This is a genomic window from Wolbachia endosymbiont (group B) of Aricia artaxerxes, assembly GCF_964026975.1.
Taxonomy (GTDB): Bacteria; Pseudomonadota; Alphaproteobacteria; order Rickettsiales; family Anaplasmataceae; genus Wolbachia.
This window is the reverse complement of the sequence record NZ_OZ034718.1, coordinates 1,301,147-1,319,932: the sequence shown is the minus strand read 5'-3', so window position 1 is coordinate 1,319,932 and position 18,786 is coordinate 1,301,147. Positions and strand designations below refer to the sequence as shown.

19 protein-coding genes, 1 pseudogene and 1 riboswitch are annotated in these 18,786 nt (G+C 33.5%); of the genes and pseudogenes, 14 read left to right on the top strand and 6 right to left on the bottom strand.

Annotated features, from left to right (window positions below; translation table 11 throughout):
* Positions 1-125: 125 nt before the first annotated feature.
* A pseudogene (locus tag AAGE00_RS05990) lies at positions 126-722 on the top strand (hypothetical protein); the annotation flags it as partial.
* Between the two features lie 45 nt (positions 723-767).
* On the opposite strand, the gene AAGE00_RS05985 reads toward AAGE00_RS05990, so the two are convergent.
* Complete coding sequence (locus AAGE00_RS05985) at positions 768-1,727, bottom strand: IS5 family transposase (protein WP_341815149.1); 960 nt, start codon at positions 1,725-1,727, stop codon at positions 768-770.
* A 102-nt stretch (positions 1,728-1,829) separates the two neighbouring features.
* Here AAGE00_RS05985 and AAGE00_RS05980 point away from each other — a divergent pair, with 102 nt between their 5' ends.
* The 3 genes from AAGE00_RS05980 (at position 1,830) to AAGE00_RS05970 (ending at position 4,976) form a co-directional block, all read left to right on the top strand.
* Complete coding sequence (locus AAGE00_RS05980) at positions 1,830-2,624, top strand: hypothetical protein (protein WP_341815209.1); 795 nt, start codon at positions 1,830-1,832, stop codon at positions 2,622-2,624.
* 209 nt (positions 2,625-2,833) lie between these two features.
* Positions 2,834-3,916 (top strand): efflux RND transporter periplasmic adaptor subunit, encoded by a 1,083-nt coding sequence (locus AAGE00_RS05975; protein ID WP_213863928.1) that lies wholly within the window; start codon positions 2,834-2,836, stop codon positions 3,914-3,916.
* 148 nt (positions 3,917-4,064) lie between these two features.
* Positions 4,065-4,976, top strand: coding sequence for a hypothetical protein (locus tag AAGE00_RS05970; RefSeq protein ID WP_264376750.1), 912 nt, complete (start codon positions 4,065-4,067; stop codon positions 4,974-4,976).
* Between the two features lie 57 nt (positions 4,977-5,033).
* Here AAGE00_RS05970 and grxD read toward each other — a convergent pair whose 3' ends face one another.
* The gene (gene grxD, locus AAGE00_RS05965) at positions 5,034-5,351 is read right to left on the bottom strand and encodes a Grx4 family monothiol glutaredoxin (RefSeq protein WP_007302570.1); all 318 of its coding nucleotides are present in this window, start codon (positions 5,349-5,351) and stop codon (positions 5,034-5,036) included.
* Positions 5,352-5,367: 16 nt separating this feature from the next.
* Complete coding sequence (locus AAGE00_RS05960; protein ID WP_007302571.1) at positions 5,368-5,586, bottom strand: BolA/IbaG family iron-sulfur metabolism protein; 219 nt, start codon at positions 5,584-5,586, stop codon at positions 5,368-5,370.
* A 119-nt stretch (positions 5,587-5,705) separates the two neighbouring features.
* On the opposite strand from AAGE00_RS05960, the gene AAGE00_RS05955 reads away from it, so the two are divergent.
* Complete coding sequence (locus AAGE00_RS05955) at positions 5,706-6,620, top strand: P44/Msp2 family outer membrane protein (RefSeq protein ID WP_019236934.1); 915 nt, start codon at positions 5,706-5,708, stop codon at positions 6,618-6,620.
* A gap of 10 nt (positions 6,621-6,630) precedes the next feature.
* Here AAGE00_RS05955 and AAGE00_RS05950 read toward each other — a convergent pair whose 3' ends face one another.
* Positions 6,631-7,953 carry a malic enzyme-like NAD(P)-binding protein gene (locus AAGE00_RS05950; RefSeq protein WP_341815208.1) on the bottom strand — a complete coding sequence of 441 codons (1,323 nt, stop codon included), beginning with the start codon at positions 7,951-7,953 and terminating at the stop codon, positions 6,631-6,633.
* Between the two features lie 121 nt (positions 7,954-8,074).
* On the opposite strand from AAGE00_RS05950, the gene pgsA reads away from it, so the two are divergent.
* The 8 genes from pgsA (at position 8,075) to AAGE00_RS05910 (ending at position 14,169) form a co-directional block, all read left to right on the top strand.
* A complete protein-coding gene (gene pgsA / locus AAGE00_RS05945; protein WP_006012406.1) occupies positions 8,075-8,617 on the top strand; it encodes a CDP-diacylglycerol--glycerol-3-phosphate 3-phosphatidyltransferase in 543 nt (180 codons plus the stop codon).
* A 99-nt stretch (positions 8,618-8,716) separates the two neighbouring features.
* A complete protein-coding gene (locus AAGE00_RS05940) occupies positions 8,717-9,673 on the top strand; it encodes a hypothetical protein (RefSeq protein WP_007302576.1) in 957 nt (318 codons plus the stop codon).
* 67 nt (positions 9,674-9,740) lie between these two features.
* Positions 9,741-10,427 (top strand): outer membrane protein assembly factor BamD, encoded by a 687-nt coding sequence (gene bamD, locus AAGE00_RS05935; protein WP_007302577.1) that lies wholly within the window; start codon positions 9,741-9,743, stop codon positions 10,425-10,427.
* A 7-nt stretch (positions 10,428-10,434) separates the two neighbouring features.
* On the top strand, positions 10,435-11,175 hold the full coding sequence (locus AAGE00_RS05930) for a YebC/PmpR family DNA-binding transcriptional regulator (protein ID WP_019236937.1): 741 nt from the start codon (positions 10,435-10,437) through the stop codon (positions 11,173-11,175).
* A complete protein-coding gene (locus tag AAGE00_RS05925) occupies positions 11,172-12,212 on the top strand; it encodes a M23 family metallopeptidase (RefSeq protein ID WP_019236938.1) in 1,041 nt (346 codons plus the stop codon). Before AAGE00_RS05930 ends, AAGE00_RS05925 begins: the two co-directional genes overlap by 4 nt.
* Positions 12,196-13,065: an SPFH domain-containing protein gene (locus AAGE00_RS05920; RefSeq protein WP_019236939.1), complete on the top strand. Its 870-nt coding sequence runs from the start codon at positions 12,196-12,198 to the stop codon at positions 13,063-13,065. The genes AAGE00_RS05925 and AAGE00_RS05920 overlap by 17 nt, the downstream gene beginning before the upstream one ends.
* Positions 13,066-13,141: 76 nt before the next feature.
* Positions 13,142-13,244, top strand: a riboswitch (TPP riboswitch).
* Positions 13,233-13,517, top strand: coding sequence for a SemiSWEET family sugar transporter (locus tag AAGE00_RS05915; protein ID WP_026097271.1), 285 nt, complete (start codon positions 13,233-13,235; stop codon positions 13,515-13,517). (Overlaps the previous riboswitch by 12 nt.)
* Positions 13,489-14,169: a thiamine diphosphokinase gene (locus AAGE00_RS05910; protein ID WP_213863930.1), complete on the top strand. Its 681-nt coding sequence runs from the start codon at positions 13,489-13,491 to the stop codon at positions 14,167-14,169. Before AAGE00_RS05915 ends, AAGE00_RS05910 begins: the two co-directional genes overlap by 29 nt.
* Positions 14,170-14,713: 544 nt before the next feature.
* Here AAGE00_RS05910 and AAGE00_RS05905 read toward each other — a convergent pair.
* Together AAGE00_RS05905 and AAGE00_RS05900 are read right to left on the bottom strand one after the other, a co-directional pair.
* Positions 14,714-16,690 (bottom strand): ankyrin repeat domain-containing protein, encoded by a 1,977-nt coding sequence (locus AAGE00_RS05905; RefSeq protein WP_007302582.1) that lies wholly within the window; start codon positions 16,688-16,690, stop codon positions 14,714-14,716.
* A 78-nt stretch (positions 16,691-16,768) separates the two neighbouring features.
* Positions 16,769-17,917: a Bcr/CflA family efflux MFS transporter gene (locus AAGE00_RS05900; protein WP_213863931.1), complete on the bottom strand. Its 1,149-nt coding sequence runs from the start codon at positions 17,915-17,917 to the stop codon at positions 16,769-16,771.
* A 149-nt stretch (positions 17,918-18,066) separates the two neighbouring features.
* Here AAGE00_RS05900 and ubiE point away from each other — a divergent pair, with 149 nt between their 5' ends.
* Positions 18,067-18,765, top strand: coding sequence for a bifunctional demethylmenaquinone methyltransferase/2-methoxy-6-polyprenyl-1,4-benzoquinol methylase UbiE (gene ubiE / locus AAGE00_RS05895; RefSeq protein WP_341815207.1), 699 nt, complete (start codon positions 18,067-18,069; stop codon positions 18,763-18,765).
* The last annotated feature ends 21 nt before the right edge of the window (positions 18,766-18,786 follow it).

The following is an 18,786-nucleotide window of genomic DNA, read 5'->3' as shown; positions in this document are numbered from 1 at the left end:
GTCGATAAATCTAAGTCAGTTTAGCTATTTTGCTGCTGCTTTTTCTTTTCTTAATATCTTAAGAAAGATTGACTTTTTGTCTAAAATAATAAATATAGGATAAAATAATAGTGAGTGAGGTAAAAATGTCAATATCAAAAGAACGTAAGGAATATTTACTAGAAAAGTTTAAATATGCTGCCAAAGAATTTGGCAAGTCTGGTACAAAGTCCAATCATCTAGCAGTACCAAAGGAACAGCAACTCTCTATTGATTTAGGTAATAGAAAAGTTTTTGGTATCATAAATAAGATTCTGTATTGGATAGAGAATAATTTTACTTATTTTTTTCCACGATATAATTTGTTTCCAGAAGTTGGAGTTGAAGGAAGAAAAATTCCTGGAACTAATACAAGGGTTAAGTATTTTAACTCTGATGAACAATTTGATCAAAGAAAATTTATTGGCGAGCAAGATGGGGAACTTAAGTTATACAACTTAGAGGGCAAATTATATGATACAACTGATAAAATTAGTAAGGGTAAAAAAGGTTGTGTAGCTTATGTTATCACGCTTGATGGAAAATTAGTAACTCATGAACATATTAATGTTAACAAAAGCGAATGGGCTTATCGTCATTCAACTCTTGCAGGCGGTAAGCCGATTTTATGTTCTGGTTTAATGAAAGTGGTAAATGGTAAAATAACTTATATAGACAATAATAGCGGGCATTATAAACCAGAATGGCTTTGTTGCATAGCACTGATAGGCATGTAAATCACAGTGAATTTACGCAGCTAATTTAAATTCAGCCATACCTATATCAGTAAATTTGTTCAATAAGTAGCACTTAATTAACAGCTCTTTTTCACGATTTACCTCTGATTTATTTTTCAAGCCAAACCCAAATATTTGCTTCAACCTATAGAAAAAGACTTCAATATAAGACCGTGCTCCATACTTAACTTTTTTCTTCCATTCATTAATACCATCTTCATAATTCTCATATGACCTAATTCTACTAATATACTTGTTTCTTTCTGATAAGTAGTCAGCTAAACAAATTTTAGTATCCTTCCTAGGGCGAATAATAGGCACAATATTGTATTTTCTGCATTCTTTATACACACTTTTTATATCATAAGCCGCATCTGCTCGAATAGAACAAATGTTATATTTATCACTGACTTCTTCTAACATATCGCAGACCGGCAAATAGTCTACAGCAACACCACTAGTGTAGTTCATGCTTATTGCTTTCTTATCATTTATGTTTAAAACAACATGTAATTTTCTTACTTGACCATAACCACTGTATTTTCTTTTTCGAATATTAAGCTTACTATGCCCACCGTTATTATTGTAGATACTAACTCTAGTGCTATCTACGGCAATTTCAACATTTTCCAGATCATCTTTATTGCTTCTATGGTCATCAATCTTCAAATTAAGCTTTTTAAATCTTCTGGAAGCTTGTGTATAGCTGATAATCTTAAGTTTTTTGCCTATTTGTACCATATAACCTTTTACAAAACCTACAGCTTGTCTCAAGCCAATTCTAAAAAGATGAACTATTATGTGTATTAAAATTACAACTTTATCACTATAAGTGTTATTGCCACCTGCAACTTTTGGACTATTTTCATACCAATTTTCTATGGCTTGATTAACAAAATGAAAAACATTTCCTCTTTTTTTGAGAAACTCGTTATATTCTCTTTGGTTACTTACTCTCATTTTTTGTGGCATAAGTTGTACTTGTTTGAAAAATGCCTATTTTACAACAAAATTCGTTAGTAGCCATATATTAAAAAGCTTTTCTTCTTACAATAACCTCAACCAACACTAGCTATGCAACAAAGCCAACCAGAATCAGCAAACTTATACAATGCAGTGAAAAAGTTAGAAGGTCTATTTTCGAAAGATGCGAAAGTTGTTTGCTTACCATATTGGATTAGCTTGAAAAAACAAATTCCGCTTATACGCAAAATTAATCTAGCCAAACGAGAGCCAGTAGAGGAATTCTTGAAAAGGATGGAGAAAAAAGGGAAAGATGGATTGACTCAATATAAAAGACATTTTGAAAAGATAAAGAAATTTAATGAGCAATATGAACAAAAATTCCTTCTTGCAAACTATAAGTCACCTACAAATGAACTGTCCTACAAACCAACTATACATAAAAAACACAGATTGAAATACTCTGAATATATTAACTTACACCTTAATTTTTTGAAAGAGTTTGATGAAAGTCCTGAAGTGCAAAAAATAGCAATAGAACATTCAATAAGAAGGGTTATTGGAGCAAATTATGGCCATAAGCCTACAGTTGCGCTTGCTAAGGCACAGGTAATAGATAAAGATGGAAAGCTGCAAGAAACGGACGAAATAGTAGGTATAAATGTTGCTTTTCACCATGAGAATGATCGTGATGGCTTTGCTAAACTTCTAGATTTTAAAAAGTATAGCTATATTTGCGAACCTCATTTGCAAGATAAAAAAAATAGAGCAGATATGGAAAAATTAATGCCCAATAAACATGCAGTTTTTATGAGTACAGACCAGGCTAATAAATTTATAAAGGGCACTTTACAAATTAAAATTGATAGTGTTGAGCAATTGGGTGTTGGTTTAGTGATGGGCTAAAGCTCTGTTTAAATATATATTTAGTTTTGTTACAATATTCTTATTTTCATCATATAATATGATGGAAATTTTATGCACAACTTTTTTATTTGATTAAAAATTGCATTTTTGCAATAAAAACTTATTTATTGTAAGAAAACTTGCTCATATAAAACTATTTATAGAGTGACAATAGCTGTGTTATACTTACACTTCTGATTCGAAAATTTATGCAGTTATTTCTAACAAGATTGGTCAATAAATTTTACTGTTTAAGGATGAGAAACAAAGTAATCATCGTTTCCGGTATTGCTCTTATTCTACTGTTTTTTATCAACAGTACATTTTTAAAAAAAGATCAGGCGGTTCATAGTGATAATCCAATTAGTAGTTTTTCATTAAAAACTCAGGATTATACTCCACAAAATCGCACTGTATATTTAAATTTTTCTGGTACGGTAAATCCCTTGCATAGGGTCAGCCTTGTCTCAAGAACAAGTGGTCAAGTTATTGCTATTTATTTGTCTGATGGTGAAAAAGTAAAAAGAGGCGATGTAATTTTAAAGATAGAAGATTATGACAGAGTTGAGCAAGTTGAAAAAGCCAAAGCTTTATTAAATCAGCGTGAAATTGAGTATGATTCCTCTCGAAAATTGAATACAAAAGGGTATGGAGCACAGATAAGAGTGGAATCAGCTTTTACTGCATTGCAGAGTGCAAAAGCTGACCTAAAAAGGCTAGAGTTGGATTTAGAAAATACTGCGATTAAATCCCCTATTGATGGTTATGTAGATAAGATCAACGTAAATGAAGGGGATTTTGTTAATCTTGGACATAAGATAACTGACATAGTTAATTTTGATCAGGTTCTTGTGGTGTTATATGTTTCAGAAAATGAAGTAAATAAAATAAAGCTAGGTAGCACAGCGCAAATTAATTTGCTAGACGGAAGGGAATTAGTAGGTGAAGTGAGTTTTATTAGTAAAATTGCTGAGCCTAAAACTGGATCTTATAGAGTGGAGGTAAAGGTAACTGATAATGAGATTATATCTTTGCAAGGACTGACTGCTAGTGTAAGCCTCCCTTCAGGTGAAAGATTTGCATATAAAATTCCTTCTTCGGCCTTAAGCTTAAATGACGATGGTATTCTTGGAATAAAGATTGTTGATGATAATAATTATGTAGTATTTACAGCAATAGAAATTGTTGATTATGAAGACGATGGAGTTTGGGTAGTCGCAAATAATGAAAGTAAGCCTATAAAGTTAATAACATTGGGTCATCTATTTGTTAAGCCTGGTGATAAGGTTTAGCTTGTATATACACTTTTAGTAAAAATCAGATAAAATTCCGTGTTAGCAATAATTATAAAAATACTTACTAATATACTTATCTAAGTATTGACAATTATTAACAAGAAAGCTAGTTGTATAAATGTTTTATAAAAAAAGAGTGTATTATATGCCACGTATTAGTGAAGAAAAGTATAAGCGTTATCGTGAGTTGAATAACCTTGACTTAAATAAAAAGTTAAAAGAAGCTATAAATGAGCTAGATTATAATAAGATAAGGAGTATTATTTTTGACAATGAATTGGAGTCAATTGACGATGAAATATATGGTGCATTATTTTTGAATAAATATCCTAGCTTTCCCAAATTTTTACTTATGCTAGGAGACAGTAGTTCAAGTGATGTAGTTAACTTTTTTATACAACATGTTCCAAGTAAATTTTTGTGTGGAGAAGGCCCTAGAAATAGTTTGGGTAATATTCCATACATAGAATTTATCTTTAGTTACAGACAAGACGCAATACCTACTCTATTAGAGGCTGTTTCAAAATCAGACAGAGACGATACTATCGTATCTGGAAAAGGTTTAGTTTCTAGTGTAAAGAAGAGAATAGAAAACATTGAGAGTAATGGGAGCCCTTATTATAGAAATGAATCTTGTGCAGCATATTCTTGTTCTGATAATCCACAAGATTACTACGATGCAAAAGAGGCTATTGAAGAATATTGCACAAAAAATGATAATGGTGATTACGAAATCGTTCCAGACTATCTTTTTACTATAAAAGATCAACCTCGAGAGCTAAAGCGATTGTTTATAGATATTGCTGCTGCCATAAGAAGTGATAGTCTTGATAAAGTGCAAAGTGGTCTGAAAGCAATTGAAGCAAGTGTTCCTAAAGCTGATCTGCGCATTATTGATAAAATCAGTACGTCATTAAGTTCTCTAATAAAAAAGGCTAAACAAAATGTAAATATGGCACGCGCTATTAGTGATGTACAGGCAAATATTACTTGGCCTGGTACATTTCTTAAAGAGAATGTCTTATGTACAAATAGTGTACAAAAGTCAAAAAACTAAAGTTTTTAATCAGGCTAGGTGTGAGGCACGCCTATTTTTTTCTTGCTTATTTCCTTACTAAACAATCTGTTTTTCTTTCAATAAACTCTGTAATTCACCTTTTTCATACATCTCGCGGATTATGTCACAGCCACCAATAAACTCTCCCTTTATATATATTTGTGGAATTGTTGGCCAATCAGAAAAACTTTTTATGGACTGACGTATTTCATCATTCTCAAGTACGTTGATGCATTTAAACTTTACATTCAAATTTTTGAGAATTGATACGACGAGCCCAGAGAATCCGCATTGAGGAAAGTCAGAGGTGCCTTTCATATACAGCACTACATCGTTTTCTGCTATGTCTTTTTTTATTTGTTCAAAGTTGTTCATAAATATCACCTTAATTTTAAGCTCCAGTTTCTAGTTGCAATGCATGTATAGATTGACCTTCAAGAGCCTTATATACCATTCTATGTTGTTCTATTTTTGTCCTTCCAGAAAAACACTGGGAAGTTATTTTTAAATGGTAGTGATCATCATCTCCAGCAAGATCCTTAATCTTTATATCGGCACCAGGGAATGACTGTTTGATAATTTTCTCTAATTCATGAACTGCAACAACCATTGATTCACTTTAAATTACAATACTCTTATTCTAAATCTAAAACAACTGAGCGCAATAAAAAATTGCTACATAAAAAATAGAAGTATGTTAGCATAAAAGTGAAATTATGTGAGGTTTATATGGCGAATAAAAGATTTAAATTTACATACCTACTAACTTTGCTCACTTTTTCATTTAGGTGCTTATCTTATGATAGTGAAATAAATAATTTAAAGAATTTTTATATTCAAGCTAACTATTTTGGAGCATTTTTCAATGCAATAGGTTCTCTAAAAGGAAAAGAAGATGCAGGTGAAAATGTAACGGAAGGTGTTTTTAGCTTTAATGAGGAGGAGAGGATTGAGGCTGGATATAGTCCTAAATACGTTCCAGGACTTGCAGGTGGTGCTTCAATAGGATATGTATTCAAAAATATGAGAGTTGATCTTGAAGTTCTATATTCTCAGACTAACTTAGATGATGAAGATTACTCAGATAAAGGAAAAGCAAGATATATTGAACTTCGTCGTAATGATGATGTTTCTGTTGGAACAGAACGTAAATCACCTTGGAGAAGTGGAAAAGTTGATATTGAAATTCAAGAAAAGCCGCCTAATGTTCAAGTAAAGTTCAAAGCTGCATTTAAGATGAAAAATGAAGGTTTTAATAATTTGGCTGGAATGATCAATGTGTATAATGATTTTAACGTCGGAGAAATGCTCTGCATTCCATATTTTGGAGTTGGTGCAGGTGTAACTAAGGTTAAATTTTTAGGAAAAACCAGATATGCTTTGGCTTACCAAGCAAAGCTTGGTGTTAATTATCCACTTACAACAAACACTCAAGCGTTTGCTGGTTTACGCTATTTTGGTATTCTTGGTAACGAATTTAAAGGTATTCTGCCAGTAGCAAAGATACTAGCTGGCGAAAAATATATTCCTGCTGGTAAAAGCAATGAAGTTGATGAAACTGCACGTATGCAATCAACAACTACAACAATTACCAATAGGTTTGGCATATATGGCTTAGAGTTTGGATTGGTTTATCGCTTTTAAATTTATCCAATTACGTATGTGAAGACAATAAATTGAGCGTGCTGAGAGCCTTAGCGAGGCGAGATTTTAATTGACTTGCATACTCATTCCAGTCCTCTATTTCCTTTCTTGCCACACCTGAGGTAACGGCAGCTTTTGCAACAGCAGGAGATACCATAGAAATTAATCTTGGATCAAATGGAGTAGGTATTATATATTCACGTCCATAGCTCATTTTACGACCGCCATAGGCTGCAGATATCTCATTTGGCACTGGCTCACGGACAAGCTTCGCTATTGCATCTGCAGCTGCAATTTTCATTTCTTCATTTATTGTCGTTGCATGTACATCAAGTGCTCCTCTGAATATATAAGGAAACCCCATTACGTTATTGACTTGGTTGTTATAGTCTGACCTACCAGTTGCAATTATTGCATCTGGCCTTACAGACTTTGCAAACTCAGGCCTTATTTCTGGATCAGGATTAGCAAGAGCAAAAATGATCGGGTCTTTACCCATGCTTTTTAACATCTCTTCGCTGAGCACATCCTTTGCAGAGAGTCCGATGAATACATCAGCGCCTTTTATGGCATCAAGTAGAGAACGTTCTTTAGTGTCAATTGCATATTTTTCCTTCCACTTATTCATGTCCTCTTTTCTGTCTTTGTGTATTACTCCTTGTTTGTCACATAGCACTATGTTCTTAGCGCCCATGGACTTTAGTATTTCCAAACACGCAATACCAGCTGCTCCAGCACCATTCATGATGATCTTGACATTCTCTAATTTCTTTTCAGCAATATCGAGGGCATTTTCTATACCAGCTGCAACAACTGCTGCAGTGCCATGTTGATCATCGTGGAACACCGGAATATCCATCAACTCATTTAGACGTTTCTCTATTATAAAACAATCAGGAGATCTTATATCTTCTAGATTTATTCCCCCCCAACTTGGACCAAGATACCTTACTGCATTGATGAAATCTTCTATGTTTTCTGTGTCAACTTCTATATCAATTGCATCAATGTCAGCAAAACGCTTAAATAAAACAGCTTTGCCTTCCATGACGGGTTTTGAAGCAAGAGGACCGATATTGCCAAGTCCCAGCACTGCGGTGCCATTTGAAATGACAGCCACATAATTGCTTTTTGCCGTGTAATCATAAACAGCTTTAGGATTTTTAGCTATTGCAAGGCATGGGGCTGCAACACCAGGGGAATAAGCAAGTGATAGGTCATGCTGTGTGGATAAGGGTTTTGTTGGTATAACTGATACCTTACCAGGTTTACCACTTTTATTATGGTACTTAAGTGCTTCTTGTTTTGTGGTGTTATCTAAATCATTATTCATGCTTTGAGCTTATTGTTAGTAATTTCCTAAGTATATGGGGTTTTTATGAATGTTCAACTATTAGCTTGTGAACTCTATTGTACTTCTGTATAAATTTATCTACTACGTAGGGTGATGTGACATGCTTAAGAAAAACGTGCCTAATTTGCTAACAATTTCTCGTGCGCTCGCAATACCGGCAATAATATCAAGCTTTTATATAGAGAGTAAGTATGCAAGTCTAATAACAATATTGATCTTTATGTTTGCGTGCATTACAGATTTTTTTGATGGTTATTTAGCGCGTGCATGGAAAGTCCAATCGAATTTTGGCAAATTATTTGATCCAATTGCCGACAAGTTAGTAGTAGCTTCAACAATAATCATGCTAGTTTATAAGCATAAGATAGATGATATTACAATTATACCGTCAGTTATAATTGTTTGTAGGGAGATATTAGTTTCAGGCTTGCGGGAGTTCTTGATAGCTACAAACGTTAGTTTACCTGTGAGTAAGGCTGGGAAAATTAAAACATTTTTGCAGATGGTTGCTATAGTAGCGTTAATAATGAGTGATTATGAAGCAACTAAATATATAGGTGTGGTTTGCTTATGGGCTGCGGCTGTTATGACTATGTGGTCAGGCTATAATTACGTTCTAGCTGGCATCAAACAGATTGACTAAATTGCTTAAGAGTATACAAAGAAAGTTAATAATTTCATAACATTGACTTAGTAATTAAAATCCTATATAATGTATTAGTTCATAAGTTGGTCTGTTCATATGACTAGTATTACAGGCACTAAGTTTTTTTTAAAAAGATCCAAAGGTAAAAAAGGTGCTAAAATGGAAGATTTTTTCTGGGATTTTTGGCCAACAGTTGATGAAGAAGTCAGAAAAGAAAGAGAGGAAGAAAAAAGCAAAAAGCTCGAACAAGAACTATTAACACTAAAAAAAAGAGAGCTACATAGGAAATGTGTATCATTGGTAACAATGGTTCCATTTGCATTATTGATGGCAATTGAGCTCGAAAAAACATGTAGCGATCAGGTATTACTTGGCCTTATAAGCAGCTCATTAGGCCATACTATATTACCTTTCACAGTCTTATCCCTTATTTGCACGCTATATTTAATTTATAATAATAGAAAAATAGCACAAAAAGAACGAGAATTGGAGAATATTGAAAGTGGGAAAACAGTAGAAAAAGAAAAGAGAGACCTTCCTTGTACCGTTGATGATTACTTTAACTATGCTGATGCTGCTTTAGTTACATTAGTTATTGTGGCTAGCATAGTAGGTGAAGCATTGGAGCAAGGAATAATAGGAGACGTAGCTTTTTCAATTTCTAGTCTATTTTACTTTGTAGCGAGTGCTACTTTCTGCTATCGCGAGTACAAGAAAAGTAAAAAATATGAAGTAGAAAAAGAGCAAGACTTTGATGAGAAGTTTGAAAAAAAGACAAGCAATATGTCTTCAGCTAAGTTAATGCTCGCTGGTTCTTCTTTATTACTAATCAGGAAAATAATATTGATTTCTGGAGTAGCATTAGCATCATCTGCTGTTGGGCCTGCTTTAGGTCTGGTAGGTATTGCTCTTTTGATGGTAGGAAGTGGATTGATCACACATTCTTATAGTAGAAAGCTAGAGAACGTAGAAGTGAGTGGAAAGGGTGTTGCAATAGGTGGTGGTGCGAGCAATATAGGTAATGGTGGCCAAGAGACGCTTTTCGTTCGATGATAATGCCAAAAATTTGTTTATTTAGGTAATATTTAGTCTATACTTTATTTTGATCAAAAAAAATCTTATGTATAAGACTTTAATCATATGCTTTTTTCTTCTGACTTGCCCCTTCACGCAGTTATATGCGAATGATCTTGAACACACTGAAACTGAACTATATGAGGAGGCAGTTAAGCTTTATGATCAGAAAAAATATAAGCAAGCTATTAGAGCATTTCAAAAGATAGAGGATTTGTATCCTTTATCTTATTGGGCAATGAAAGCAAAATTATTATCTGGAGTTTCTTACTATAATATGGGTAACTACAGCAGTGCTGCAAGTGATATGGATGATTATATATACGTTTATCCAAATGGTGAAGATTTGCCATATGTATATTACTTAAGAGTATTATCTTATTACATGCAAATTAATAAAGTGCAGCTTGGGCAACAAATTGCATATAAAACTTTAGAGCTAGCTACTGAATATATTAATCTTTTTCCGAATAGCGAATATATAGAAGAGATCAAAGAAAAAGAAAAATTAATCACAGAACATATATCAAAAAAAGAGTATTCTATTGGTGAATTTTACCTAAAGCGTGGTGAATATTTAGCAGCAATTAAGCGTTTTCAAGATATGATAAGCAATAAAGATTCTAAATATTCTTCTAGAGTTATTAGTTATTTAATAACAGCTCACTTAGCTCTTGGCCTTGACTTAGAAGCTGAGCAGTATGAAAATATGTTAGTAGAAGGGGTGAATTAGTTTTCTTATGGCTGGTCATTCACAGTTTTCAAATATAAAACATCGAAAAGGTGCTCAGGATGCAAAGCGCTCGCAAAAATTTACGAAGCTCATTAGGGAAATAACAGTTGCTGCAAAACAAGGGCTAACTGATCCCGAGCTTAATCCACGTCTTCGCTCTGCTATCTTTTCTGCGCGAAAGGAAAATCTACCAAAAGATAAAATAGAAACAGCAATAAAAAATGCAGCTGGTAACGTTGCTGGAGAAAGTTATGAAGAAATACAATATGAAGGCTGCGGACCTTCTGGTGCTGCACTTATTGTCCATGCTCTGACAAATAATCGCAACCGAACTGCTTCTGAGATACGTTATATCTTTTCTCGCAAAGGCGGTAATTTGGGAGAAACAGGATGTGTGAGTTACCTTTTCGATCATGTAGGCTTAATTGTCTATAAAGCAGAGGGTATAAATTTTGAAGATTTATTTAACTATGGAATTGAATTAGAAGTATTGAATGTTGAGGAAAATAACAAGGAAGAATTATATGTTATAACTTGTGAAGTGAAAGATTTTGGTAGAGTGCGTGATGCTTTCTATACAAAATTTGGAGAACCAGAACTTGCTCGTCTTTCATGGCAACCAAAGGACCTGATTGAAGTTAGCGACAAAGAATTAATTGATAAATTATCTATATTAGTTGAAGAGCTAGAAGATAATGATGATGTGCAGTATGTTGAAGGTAATTTTATTTTTGCTGATAAACTATGAGGCTGGTAATACTTCCACTGCTTTGTATTTTACCAGCATATGCAACTGAAACATTTGCGCAGAAATACTATTGTCATTCCAGTGCCCAGACACTGGAAATTGATTGTAAACAGCACGCTATACAACATTTTCGATTAAAAAACTGTTCAAGCACTGGAATAACAGAAAGCAACCTAAACCACTTTCCAGCGTTACTTCAGCACGGGATCAGAAAAAAAAAAGCTGCTTTGGTGACAGAAAGTGATAGAAAGTTGTTATTCATATCCAGTGACATAAAATCCTCTTTTTTTGACGCAGAAGGTTTGGCGCCAAATACAGTAATGAGATTAATCGACATATATAAAGGTTATGGTGTAGATTTTAAAAAAGACATTGTGCCCAAAAGCAAGTTGGAAGTTCTGTGTGAGAGTGATCAGAAGGCTGAAGAAAAAATTTTATATACTTCACTAACAACAAGCAATAAAGCTATAAGTTTATATTATTATGAGTCACAAAACGGCAAAGAAGAGTATTTTAATAAAGAGGGGATAAGCTTAAAGAGTTTCGTAAGTCCTTTAAACGGAGATTTTCGTATATCCTCGAATTTTGGTAATAGAAAGCATCCCATTCATGGTAAAATTGCTTTTCATAAAGGAGTAGATTATGCAGCTAAACTTGGCACTCCTATACACGCCACTGCAGAAGGTGTAATAGAATATATAGGAAAGAATGGTGGCTATGGGAATTACATCAAAATAAAGCACAACAATAAATATTCAACTTGTTACGCACATATAAGCAAATTTAGTAGCGATGTAAAGTTAGGCTCTAAAGTAAAGCAGGGACAAATCATTGCTTATGTTGGCAGCACTGGTGTTGCAACAGGACCTCATTTACATTATGAAGTTATATATAATGGTAAACATATTGATCCGCTTACGATAGCTCATGGCAATGAGATAAAGTTGCCTGATTGTGAATTAAGAGAGTTTAAATTATTTGTAAGTAAGGTAGATGAAATAATCAGCAGAGAGGGTGCAAGTGAAAAAGCAATCTGATGAAGACAGTACAGATAAAAATACAATAAATGATAGAAATCTAAGTAAAATTCGGGCTTTTCCTGTACTAATAGCGCTAGGGTTAATTTTATTGGTACTTTTTGTGTATGACAGCACAATTGCACTTGGAGTTGCTGCTGTTTCAATATTGACTTTTTCTCAAGGATTTTTCGTTAATGATCCTAATGAAGCAAGAGTGATAGAGTTTTTTGGTCATTATATTGGAACTTATTTTAAGTCTGGAATATGCGTAACGCTTCCGTTTTCGAGTAAATATAGAGTTTCTTTGAAATTTCAGAATATCAATACAGAAAAAATTAAAGTTAATGATGCTAATGGAAGTCCGATAGAGATTTCAGTAGTAATTGTTTGGAGAGTGAGCAGTCCTGCGAAGGCATATTATAATGTTAATAATTATCATGATTTTGTTTTTGTGCAAAGTGACTCGGTAATTAGAGAACTGGCAAGTAATTATCCGTATGATAGCGAAAACGATGAAGAATCTTTGCGTAAAAACTCTGACAAAATTTCAAATGAATTGCGGTCAATGCTACAACAAAGATTGAATATTGCTGGAATTGAAATTGCAGAAGCAAGAATATCGCATTTGGCCTATTCATCTGAGATTGCACAAGCAATGCTGAGGCGTCAACAAGCACATGCCATCACCTCTGCAAGAAAGCATATAGTGCAAAATGCAATAGGAATTATCGAAGAAGTAATAGCCCATTTTGAAAAAAATAAAAGCTTACAATTGGATGGAAAACAAAAGGTTCAATTGATAAACAATTTGCTAGTTGCTCTGATCTCTGAGCAGGATGCACAGCCGACTATTAGTTTGGATAATAATTAGCATAGAAGCCGATTGGGTTTCATGAATGCAAGTCACTGTTAATTTCTTGATTAATAGACTAAATGATGTTATAAATTACACGCATTAGGGGTGCTCTAAAAAAGCTGAGAGTACATAAAGTACAACCCTTTGAACCTGATCTTGTTAAAACAAACGTAGGAAAATGTATGTATATAAATATTGAAGAATGCTTTGGCTTCATCGCGTTCATTACATCTCTCATTGGGTTATTGCCTCAAGTATATAGAGCATATATCACAAAACTTACTCGTGACGTATCGATGCTAATGTTGGTGAATTATCTTATTTTTTCATCATCTTGGCTTATTTACGGTATTTGTCAGGGTTTAACTTTTATGATACTCAGTAATATTGCTGGATTAGTGATCAGTATAATATCAATTGTTCAAAAATGTTACTACGATGCAAAAACTGCACGAAGCGTTTTATAACCATATGCTACATTGTAGCGTGGAGCAAGAATATCGTTCTATTGTAGTACTAAATGGAGAAATACCTGATTCATCGTTTTTTAAACAAGATATACCTGTTATTGCTGTAGATGGAGGAGCAAATAAGCTTCTATCAATTGGCGTAAAACCTGATCTTGTAATAGGAGATTTGGATAGTATAAATCCGAATTTACGTGCTAACTTAAATACAGTATATCTACCTGATCAAGATTATTGCGACTTTTCTAAAGCAATGGCTCACTTAAAAACAGTAAAGTTATTGCCATCAATAGTAACGGGTATTACTGGAGGAGCAATTGATCATATACTACAAAATATCAACATTTTTTCAAGTACAGATAGTATCTTTTATATGCCTTCGCCTTCCATGGTGGGGTACGCCTTACAAAAAGGTATTAGCTATTTTTCCTCTTTGCTAAAAAATACTAAAATATCCTTACTTGGTATACCGAAAGCTCAAATATCAACTAAAGGATTACAATGGGAACTATGCCATAGTAACCTTGCTTTTCCAGGAAAGAATTCTTGCTTTAATCGAAGTCTAGGCAATGAGTTATCTATAGAAATACACAGCGGCGTGTGTTTAGCAATGATATATTTAGAAGCAGTAAATGATGATGGTGTGTATTGAGTTAAAACATTAAGAAAAAAAAAGTAGAAAAACCGTGTTAACACTAATTCTAAAAACTACAGGCGCCTGTTGTTAGCTAAAGTAAAGGTCAAATATCTGGAATTCTGGACATAAAATCCTCCTGTATAAAAAAGATTCAGAATGTACACACAACAGATGTAGCTGAATTTTTATTGAAAAATTGGTTAAAAGGTCTGCAGACCAAGATAAATTTTGAGCTCTCTAAATATCTCTACCATCATTATAATGGCATCTTGAGTATGCGGAAGCAATTTTTTCATTAAAATAAAAAATTTTATTCTACAGCTTAAAAAGGAGTTTGCTAATTTTCACACTGAATCGGATTTCACTACTCAAACCTAGAAACTTTAATGTATCAAGGTATCTGTTCAGGGGAATGTTCAAGTCAGTGCTCCCTTTCTTGTCATTCCAGTGCTTGACACTGGAATCCATTATACTCCGTAAATTTAACTGGGTGCCAGTGTCAGCTACTTTCATGACATCAACTGATTTTCCTTTGAATGCCAGTTATGCAAGAAATCTATTATATAATATTATTGTCACCCTCTTGATAGTTTGTTAGCTCCTCTCCTCCTGAGTTACTTGGTGCAATTATTTGATCATATTCAGTTGATGGTTCATCAGATCCAAACAACCATGAAAAAAAGCCACCAAAAAATGATGCAATTAAAGAAAAGGGCTTCATAATTATATTAAGCAAATTATCGAAAAAAGAGCTCGGTTGCTCTTCATTTGTCGATACTCTATTTTGTGTAGGTTCTGCATAAGGAAGATGTCCATTATCAGCAGCTTCAATTTTTACATCACTTTCTTCTTCTGCACTGATCTCCTGTGATTCTTCCTCTTGTTCTTGTAAACTTAGTTGGGCATTACCTTCTTGCTCAGCATCTTCCTCTTGACCTACTTCATTATCTTTTGATGCTATACTGTCATCAATTTTTTTGGGGGGTTTTAGTAATAGAGTTTTTATTTCTTCTGTGCTAGCTAAATCTAAAGGAGTCTTTCCATATTTATCTTGTGCATTAACATTTGCTTCTGCGTTTATTAGAGCTTCTACTATCTCTTTTCTATCATAGTTTGCAGCCCAATGTAAAGGAGTCCTCTCATCCTTATCTACTGCGTTAACATTTACTTCTGCGTTTATTAGAGCTTTTACTATCTCTTTTCTACCATATCCTGCAGCCCAATGTAAAGGAGTCCTCTCATCCTTATCTACTGCATTAACATTTGCCTTCATTCCTATTAGAATATCGACCATCTTTTCACGGCTCCACGATACATTAGGCAATGTATTCCAGTTGTTTTTTTCAATTACCAGGTGTAAAGGAGTCTTTCCATCTATATTTTGTAAATTAACATTGATACTTTCTACTTTCAGTAGATCGTCCAATTCAGGTATCTCCATCGCTTTCTTTTTTAAAAAAAAATGCAAAGGAGTCTCTTTATTTTTATCTGTTAGATTAACATTGATGCCTTTTTTGTTCAGTAGAGTATAGAATTTATCTGTATCTATATCTAGGTCTATTTTTTGAAGAATTAAATGTAAAGGGGTTTCTCCTGCATTATTTTGTGCATTAACGTCTGCTCCTTTATCAAGTAGAAATTTTACTATCTTTTCTGTATCTTTATATCTGCTTTTAGCAGCAAAATGTAAAGGGGTACTTAGATCATCACTTTGTGCATCAACCTTTGCTCCTTTGCTGAGTAGAAATTCTACTACGTCTTTATGTCCATATTTAGCAGCAAAATGTAAAGGGGTGCTTAGATCATCACTTTGTGCATCAACCTTTGCTCCTTTACTGAATAGAAATTCTACTACACCTTTATGTCCATTTTGAGCAGCCAAATGTAGAGGAGTCTCTTCAAATTCATTTTTTGCATCAATTTTTGCTCCTTTGCTGAGTAGAAATTCCACTACGTCTTTATGTCCATTTTGAGCAGATAAGTGTAGAGGGGTCTCTTCAAATTCATTTTCTGCGTTAACCTGTACTTTTTCTTCTCTATTTAACAGATTTTCTACATCATCAATATTACCGCTTTTAGCAGCTTCAAGCAATTTGTCATTGGCATCTTTTATGCTTTGTAATAGATTTTTTATTTCTTCTGTCTTAGCTAAATCTAAAGGAGTCTGTCCTTTATCATTTTTTGTATTAACATTTGCTTCTTTCTTTAATAGGTCTTCTACTGCTTTCAAGTCGCCAAGTCTGGCAGCCAGATGTAGAGAAACCTTACAATGCTCAGCTTTTACTTCTTCGTATTTATTTAACACGTGGCGTTCTCGAGAAGAGTCATAAGCAATAAAATCTGCTCCATTATCTAATAGAACTTTTGCTATATAAGAATGATTATTTTTAACAGCCCAATATAGAGAATTACCTTGAGATCCATCATATGCATTAACATCAGCTTCTTCAATTATTAGGCGCTTTGCTTCATTAAGATCACCTCTTTTAGCAGCATCAAGTAAAGCAGCATCTATATTTCTGATTGAATAATTCATTTAACACTTCTCTATAAAATTGCATTACTATAGTAAGGTAATTAATAATTCATGAAATCTGGGTTGTAGAAATAATGATTATCCTTCGTGTTTTTCAGTATATTTAAGTAAACTATATATAAGAATTGCAATTATAGAACATACAACTGTTAATAGTAAATTTGGTAAAATGCCATAAGAAAAGAATTTTCCTACTATGTATATTCCAACAGCCCCAAACATCATATTGCAAAATGAGAGAACTGCACTACCAAGCCCTATACTTTTGACCGTTTCTAAAGCAGAAGTTACGTTATTGCTGATTACGAGTGCAAGCCCGATATTGCTCGGAATCCAAGTAACTTGAAGAATAAGTACACTTAACTTGTTTGTGAGATAAAAATATACCAATAAACCATCCGATATCATCGGTAATACCAAACCTATTATTAACATCTTGCTCACTCCTATTTTTGGTACGTACCTTCTATTAATTAAAGTTCCAATTATGTAAAATATAACTATGATTGATATGAGATAGCCAAAATATTGTACTTCAACGCCCATTGATTCAAATATGAACGGGTAGTTAGCAATGTATGCCCAAAGCCACATGAAAGTTAATCCATGAATGGCTGAAAACCCAAGGAAACGATAATTCTTAAATATTAATATATACTGCTTGAAGATATTAATACTGGCTTTACTTTTATTTACGGTCAGCGTTTCTTGTAGCTTCAAGTAAATAAAAATGAGCATAATAATTGCGGCAAGTGATATGATAAAAAACAAAAACTTCCAACTATAACCATGTGAAATTATATAACTGCCTACCACTGGAGCTATTCCAGGTGAAAGTGCTACTACCATATTTAACTTTGAGATTACTCTTGAGTATTCACTACCTGAGTACATATCCCTGATTGCTGCATATCCGACAACGCCTGCAACACCAGCTCCTGCTCCTTGTATAAAACGGATTAATATTAAAAGTATAATATTATCAGCTATGCAACATACAATACTTGCCAAAGTAAAAATTGCCATGCCAATCAGCATTATTAGGCGCCTACCATAATAGTCTGACAGTGGCCCATAAATTAATCCAGATATTGCAACTCCTACTAAATTTAAACTGATCGTAAGCTGCGCTATATTACCTTTCACCTTAAAATAGTTGGCAATACTTGGCAATGCAACTGAGTATAAGTCTGTTGCCATATCAACAACTGCTACAGATAATATCATAATAAGAGAGATGATATTTTGTGAAAAAGCTGTCGACACTAATGATTTACTGGATTAAATATGTTTAATTGTAGTATATTTTTCTCATTAGTATATTAATTTAACTGCTAAAGTTTAAAATAATTATGTAAGCAATCTCTATATAAAATATGGATAAATCACAACTAGTTAAAGAGGTTTTCGATTCTGTAGCAAATTGCTACGACATCATGAATGATATAATGAGTTTTGGAATGCACAGGCTATGGAAGGATAAGATGGTAAATAGTGTGCATTTTAAAAAGCACTCCAAGGTTTTGGATATTGCTGGAGGAACCGGAGATATAGCTATAAGAATAGCAAGAGGGGAGCCAAGTGCTCAAGTTACAGTATGTGATATAAATCAAAACATGCTGGACAAAGGGTGTGATAAAGCTATAAATTCAAATCAGCTAAATTTCAGTTGGGTATGTGCAAATGCAGAGAGTTTACCATTTGAAGATTCCGAATTTGATTATTATACAGTAGCTTTTGGTATTCGAAACTTTTCCGACCGTAAGAGGGCTTTAAGTGAAGCATATAGGGTATTGAAGCAAAATGGACAATTTGTCTGCTTGGAATTTGCCCCTATGCATTATCAAAATGAGATATTCACCAAATTTTATGACTTATACTCATTTAAAGTAATTCCTAAAATTGGCAGCATAGTTGCTAAAGATAAGGGTTCTTATGAATATCTAGTAAAAAGCATAAGAGAATTTCCAACTCAGACTAACTTTAAAATGGAAATTGAAGAGGTAGGCTTTAAGAATGTTGAGTTCCACAATATGAGTTATGGAATAGTAGCATTACATATTGGAACAAAATAAACTCTGGTCTATTCAGTAGTT